At 74.9% G+C, this 5,050-nt stretch carries 6 protein-coding genes; 4 read left to right on the top strand and 2 right to left on the bottom strand.

Annotated elements, in window-relative coordinates:
* Together GTW43_RS25075 and GTW43_RS25070 are read left to right on the top strand one after the other, a co-directional pair.
* On the top strand, positions 1–1,397 hold a 1,397-nt coding region (locus GTW43_RS25075; RefSeq protein WP_161304280.1), incomplete at its 5' end, for a succinic semialdehyde dehydrogenase.
* Between the two features lie 113 nt (positions 1,398–1,510).
* Entirely contained in the window at positions 1,511–2,674 is a 1,164-nt protein-coding gene (locus GTW43_RS25070) for an acyl-CoA dehydrogenase family protein (protein ID WP_161304279.1), read from the top strand.
* A gap of 21 nt (positions 2,675–2,695) precedes the next feature.
* On the opposite strand, the gene GTW43_RS25065 is transcribed toward GTW43_RS25070, so the two are convergent.
* Both GTW43_RS25065 and GTW43_RS25060 read right to left on the bottom strand, forming a co-directional pair.
* Entirely contained in the window at positions 2,696–2,878 is a 183-nt protein-coding gene (locus GTW43_RS25065) for a hypothetical protein (RefSeq protein WP_161304278.1), read from the bottom strand.
* A 61-nt stretch (positions 2,879–2,939) separates the two neighbouring features.
* Complete coding sequence (locus GTW43_RS25060) at positions 2,940–3,518, bottom strand: GNAT family N-acetyltransferase (protein ID WP_161304277.1); 579 nt, start codon at positions 3,516–3,518, stop codon at positions 2,940–2,942.
* Between GTW43_RS25060 and GTW43_RS25055 the strand changes: the two genes are divergently transcribed.
* Together GTW43_RS25055 and GTW43_RS25050 are read left to right on the top strand one after the other, a co-directional pair.
* Entirely contained in the window at positions 3,517–4,089 is a 573-nt protein-coding gene (locus GTW43_RS25055; RefSeq protein WP_202501910.1) for an XRE family transcriptional regulator, read from the top strand. The genes GTW43_RS25060 and GTW43_RS25055 overlap by 2 nt on opposite strands.
* Positions 4,086–5,050 (top strand): MFS transporter (locus GTW43_RS25050; protein WP_161304276.1); only part of this gene is annotated, 965 nt, incomplete at its 3' end. The genes GTW43_RS25055 and GTW43_RS25050, both read left to right, overlap by 4 nt.

Genomic DNA, 5,050 nt, shown 5'->3' with positions numbered 1-5,050 from the left:
GGGCCCGGACGGCCCGGGCGGGCTGGTCGCGCACCCCGCTGCGCGCCCGCGCCGCGATCGTCCTCGCCTTCCACGACCTGCTGCTCGCACGGCAGGACCAGGTGCTCGACCTCATCCAGTGGGAGACGGGCAAGGCGCGCTACCACGCGTGGCAGGAGGTGGCCCAGGTCGCCGCCATCGCCCGCCACTACGCCCGCCGCGCCCGGCACTACCTGCGGGACCGCCCCGTGCGCGGCATGGTGCCCGGCCTGACCAAGGTCACGCAGGTCCGCGTCCCGAAGGGCGTCGTCGGCGTCATCTCGCCCTGGAACTACCCGCTCTACCTCGGTGCCGGCGACGTGCTGCCCGCGCTGCTCGCCGGCAACACCGTCGTCTCCAAGGCGGATCCGCAGACCCCCCTGACCCTGCTGTGGACGCGCACCCTGATGGCGGAGGCGGGCCTGCCGCAGGACGTGTGGCAGATCGTGGCCGGTCCGGGTGCCGCCGTCGGCACCGCCCTCGTGGACGCGGCCGACTACGTGTGCTTCACCGGCTCGACCACGACCGGCCGCACCGTCGCCGAGCGCGCCGCGCGCCGCCTGGTCGGTGCCTCGCTCGAACTCGGCGGCAAGAACGCGCTGATCGTGCGCGCGGACGCCGACCTGCCCGCCGCGGCCGCCGGCGCCGCGGCGGCGGCCTTCGCGAACACCGGCCAGATGTGCATCCACATCGAGCGCGTCTACGTGCACGAGCGGGCCCACGACGCGTTCCGTGCCGAACTGGTGCGGGCCACCGAGGAGTTGCGGCTCGGGCGGGACTACGGATACGGCGCGGACATCGGTTCGCTCACGTCGGCGGCGCAGCTCGCGAGAGTGCGCGCCCACGTCGAGGACGCGGTGAGCCGCGGCGCCGAGATCCTCACCGGCGGCCGGGCCCGCCCCGACATCGGCCCGTACTTCCACGAGCCGACCGTCCTCGCGGGCGTCACCCCGGACATGACCGTCTGCGACGAGGAGACGTTCGGCCCGGTCGTCTCGCTGTACCCGTACGCCACGGACCGTGAGGCGGTGGACCTGGCCAACCGGGGCAGGTACGGCCTGTCGGCGTCCGTGTGGTCCCGGGACCACCGCGAGGCCGCCCGCATGGCCCGGGAGATCCGCGCCGGTTCGGTCAACATCAACGACGGCGCCGCCGCCGCGGCCGGCAGCGTCGAGGCCGGGATGGGCGGCATGGGCGACAGCGGGCTCGGCCGGCGGCACGGGGCCGAGGGCATCCGCAAGTACACCGAGACCCAGACCCTCGCGCGTCAGCGGATCCTGCCGCTCGGGCCGCCGCGGCCCGGACCGGCCGCGACCGAGGTCTTCGTCCGGCGGACGAACGGCCGGCTGTCGCTGTTGCGGCGCCTGGGCGTGCGGTGATCGGCGCGCACCGGGCGTCGCCGACGCGGGATCGCCGCACCGAGCCGGGGTGCGCCCGCCGCACCGGGCCTCCGCCCCGCACCGAACCGGGAACAGCCACGACGGGAGACCTGATGACGAGCGCCCTCATCGGCGAGCGGTCGCTGTACGACGACGAGCACGCACTGCTGCGCAGCACGGTCCGCGCCTTCGCCGACCGGCACGCCGCTCCGCACGCCGAGCGCTGGCGGACGGCGGGCAGGGTGGACCGCGCGCTCTTCCGGGAGGCCGCCCGCGCCGGGATCCTCGGCTTCAACATCCCGGAGGAGTACGGGGGAGGGGGCGTCACCGACTTCCGGGTCAACGCGGTGATCGGCGAGGAGTTCTCCCGCCACCCCGCCTCGGACGCGCTCGCCGGGATCGGGCTCTCCAACGACATCGTCGTCCCCTACTTCACGGGCCTGACCGACGACGCGCAGAAGGCGCGCTGGCTGCCCGGCATCGCCGCCGGTGAACGCGTCGTCGCGGTCGCGATGACCGAGCCGGGCACCGGCAGCGACCTGGCGGGCATCGCCACCACCGCCGTCCGCGAGGGCGACGCGTACGTCGTCAACGGCAGCAAGGTCTTCATCTCCAACGGGCAGAACGCCGACCTGGTCGTCACCGCCGTCCGCACCGGACCCGACCGGCACGGCGGGCTCAGCCTCCTCGTGATCGAGGCCGACCGGCCCGGCTTCACGCGCGGCCGCAACCTGGAGAAGATCGGCCTGCACGCCCAGGACACCAGCGAGCTGTTCTTCCAGGACGTCAGGGTGCCCGCCGCCAACCTGCTCGGGGCCGAGGGCACGGGCTTCCGCTCCCTGATGCGCAACCTCGCCCAGGAGCGGATCTCGATCGCGGCCAACGCGATGGCCTCCATCGAGGCGGTGCTCGAACGGACCGTGGACTACGTGCGCGAGCGCAAGGCCTTCGGCCGCACGGTCGGCTCCTTCCAGAACACCCGGTTCGAGCTGGCCGACATGGTCACCACCGCACGCGTCGGCCGGACCTACCTGGACGGCCTGCTCGCCCGCCACTCCCGCGGCGGACTGACCGCCGTGGACGCCGCAGCGGCCAAGTTCTGGGCGACCGAGAACTACGTCGGCATCGTCGGACGCTGTCTCCAACTCCACGGCGCCTACGGCTACATGATGGAGTACCCGATCGCCCACGCCTATCTCGACTCCCGCATCACCACCATCTACGGCGGCACGACGGAGATCATGAAGGAGATCGTGGCGAAGGACCTGGGGCTCTAGGGCCTGTCCGGGGAGCGGCCGTCAGGACGGGCCGATGTTCTGGCGGGTCGCGTTCGTCCCGGACACGCCGTCGCTCAGTCCGCGACCGGCCGCAGCGCGCTCCTGCGCGCCCCGCTCGCCCGAGCCGCCCCGGCGGCGCAGCGTGACCAGGCAGCCCGCCCCCACGACGGCGAGGACCGCCAGGATGATGATGCCGTAGACCATGAGTGGACCCCCGTGCGTCGGGAGGGGCGCGGTGCGCGGTCCCTCCGGTGTGCCTCGTGTCTCAGTCAGTATCACCCATACGCTGCCCGGCGAACCCGTCGCGGTCCGGCCCGTCCAGCGGCAGGCGCATCAGCGTGAGGTCGAGCCAGCGGCCGAACTTCCGGCCCACCTCCCGCACCGTGCCCGCGTGCTCGAACCCGTGCCGCTCGTGCAGCCGGACCGACGCCGCGTTGCTCGCCTCGATACCCGCGATCATCACGTGCAGATCCGCGGCCCTGGCCGCGGCCACGAGCGTGCTCAGCAGGGCCGAGCCGATCCCCAGGCCGTGCCGGCCGTCGGCGACGTACACCGAGTTCTCCACCGTGTGCCGGAAGCCGGAGTACGCCTTCCACGGGCCGTACACCGCGAAGCCGACGACCGTGCCCGCGTGCTCGGCCACGAACGCCGAGCCGCGCCCCAGATGGTCCCCGAGCCAGGCCGCGCCCTCGTCGCGGGTCTGCGGGGTGTCCGTCCACAGGGCCGTGCCGTGCTCGATCGCGTGATTGCGGATGGTCAGGACCGGGTCCAGGTCGCTCGCGCGGGCCGGGCGCACCGTCACCGCCTGTGACCCGGCCCGGGACGTCTCGTATATTGGAGCCATGTCCAACATGGTAGACCCTCTGGTGGAGCGCATCGGCGCCCGGATCCGCGCCGAGCGGGACCGGCGGCGCTGGACGCTCGCGGAGCTCGCCGAGGAGTCCGGGGTGTCCCGCGCGATGATCCACCGCATCGAGCGCGGCGAGAGCAACCCGACGGCCGTGGTGCTGGGCAAGCTGTCCGCGGCGTTCCGGCTGAGCGTCGCGACGCTGCTCGACCCCGAGGACACCCGGACGGAGCGGGTGCGGCGCACGGACAGCGCCCCGCTGTGGCACGACCCCGGCACCGGGTACACGCGCCGCCAGGTCTCCGCCCCCGGCTTCCCGGCCGAGGTCGCCGAGATCCGGCTGCCCGCCGGCGCCGAAGTCCCCTACCCCGCCGCCGCGTTCGCCTTCCACCGGCAGACCGTCTGGGTCCTCGACGGGCACCTCACCTTCCACGAGGGGGACACCGTGCACGAGCTGGGCGCCGGGGACGCCGTCGAGCTGGGACCGCCCGCGCCGTGCGTCTTCGTCAACGCGACCGCGCGGGAGTGCCGCTACGCCGTCGTGCTCGTCCGGGACGAGGCACCGTGAGCCTGCGGCGCGGCGGCGTCGCACTCCTCGCCGGCACCGCGGGCGTGGCCCTCGCCAACAACTACGCGATCCAGCCGGCCCTCGGCGACGTCGCCCGCGACACCGGCACCTCGGCCGCCGCCGTCGGCCTGGTCACGACGGCGGCCCTGGCCGGCTGCATCGCCGGATTCGCCTTCCTGCTCCCGCTCGCCGACCGGGCCGCGCCCCGCCGCCTGGTCCCCGGACAGCTCGTGCTGCTCGCCGCCGGACTCGTCACCGCCGCGCTCGCCCGCGACCTCGCCGTGCTGCTCGCCGCCTACGCCGTCGTCGGGGCCGGCGCCGCCGTCAGTGCCATGGCCTCGACGATCGCCGGGCGCGGCGTGCCGCCGTCGCGGCGCGGGACGGCCGTGTCCCTGGTCGCCGCGGGGATGTCCGCCGGGATCCTGCTGAGCCGGCTCGTCGGCGGGGCGCTCGCCGACGCCGTCGGATGGCGCGGGATGCTGCTCGTCTTCGCCGCCCTGGTCCTGGCCTGCGCCGCCGGCGCCCGGCTGCGGCTGCCGGCCGAGCGGCCCGCGCCCTCCGGCACGTACCTCGCGACGCTCGTGGCGCTGCCGGGACTGCTGCGCCGTCATCGCACCCTGCGCCGCGCGGTGGTCGGCGGGAGCCTGTGGTACTTCGCGTTCAGCCTGGTCTGGGTGGCGCTGACGGTGCGGCTCGGGCAGCCGCCGTACGGGCTGGACGCCGCCGCCATCGGGCTCTACAGCCTCGCCGGGGTGCTCGGGTTCGCGGCGCTCCCGGTCGCCGGGCGGCTGGGGGACCGGTACGCGCCGCGCGCCGTGATCGCCGTCAGCATGGCGACCGCCGCGGTGGGCGCGGCCCTGCTGTGCACGGGGCTCGACCGCCCGGTGGTCACCGCCGCGGGACTCGCCCTGGTCGACGCGGGCTGCTTCACCGCGCAGGCGGCGAACCAGGCCCGGATCCT

The organism is Streptomyces sp. SID5785 (assembly GCF_009870065.1).
GTDB lineage: Bacteria > Actinomycetota > Actinomycetes > Streptomycetales > Streptomycetaceae > Streptomyces.
This window is presented reverse-complemented; position numbering and strand designations above follow the sequence as displayed.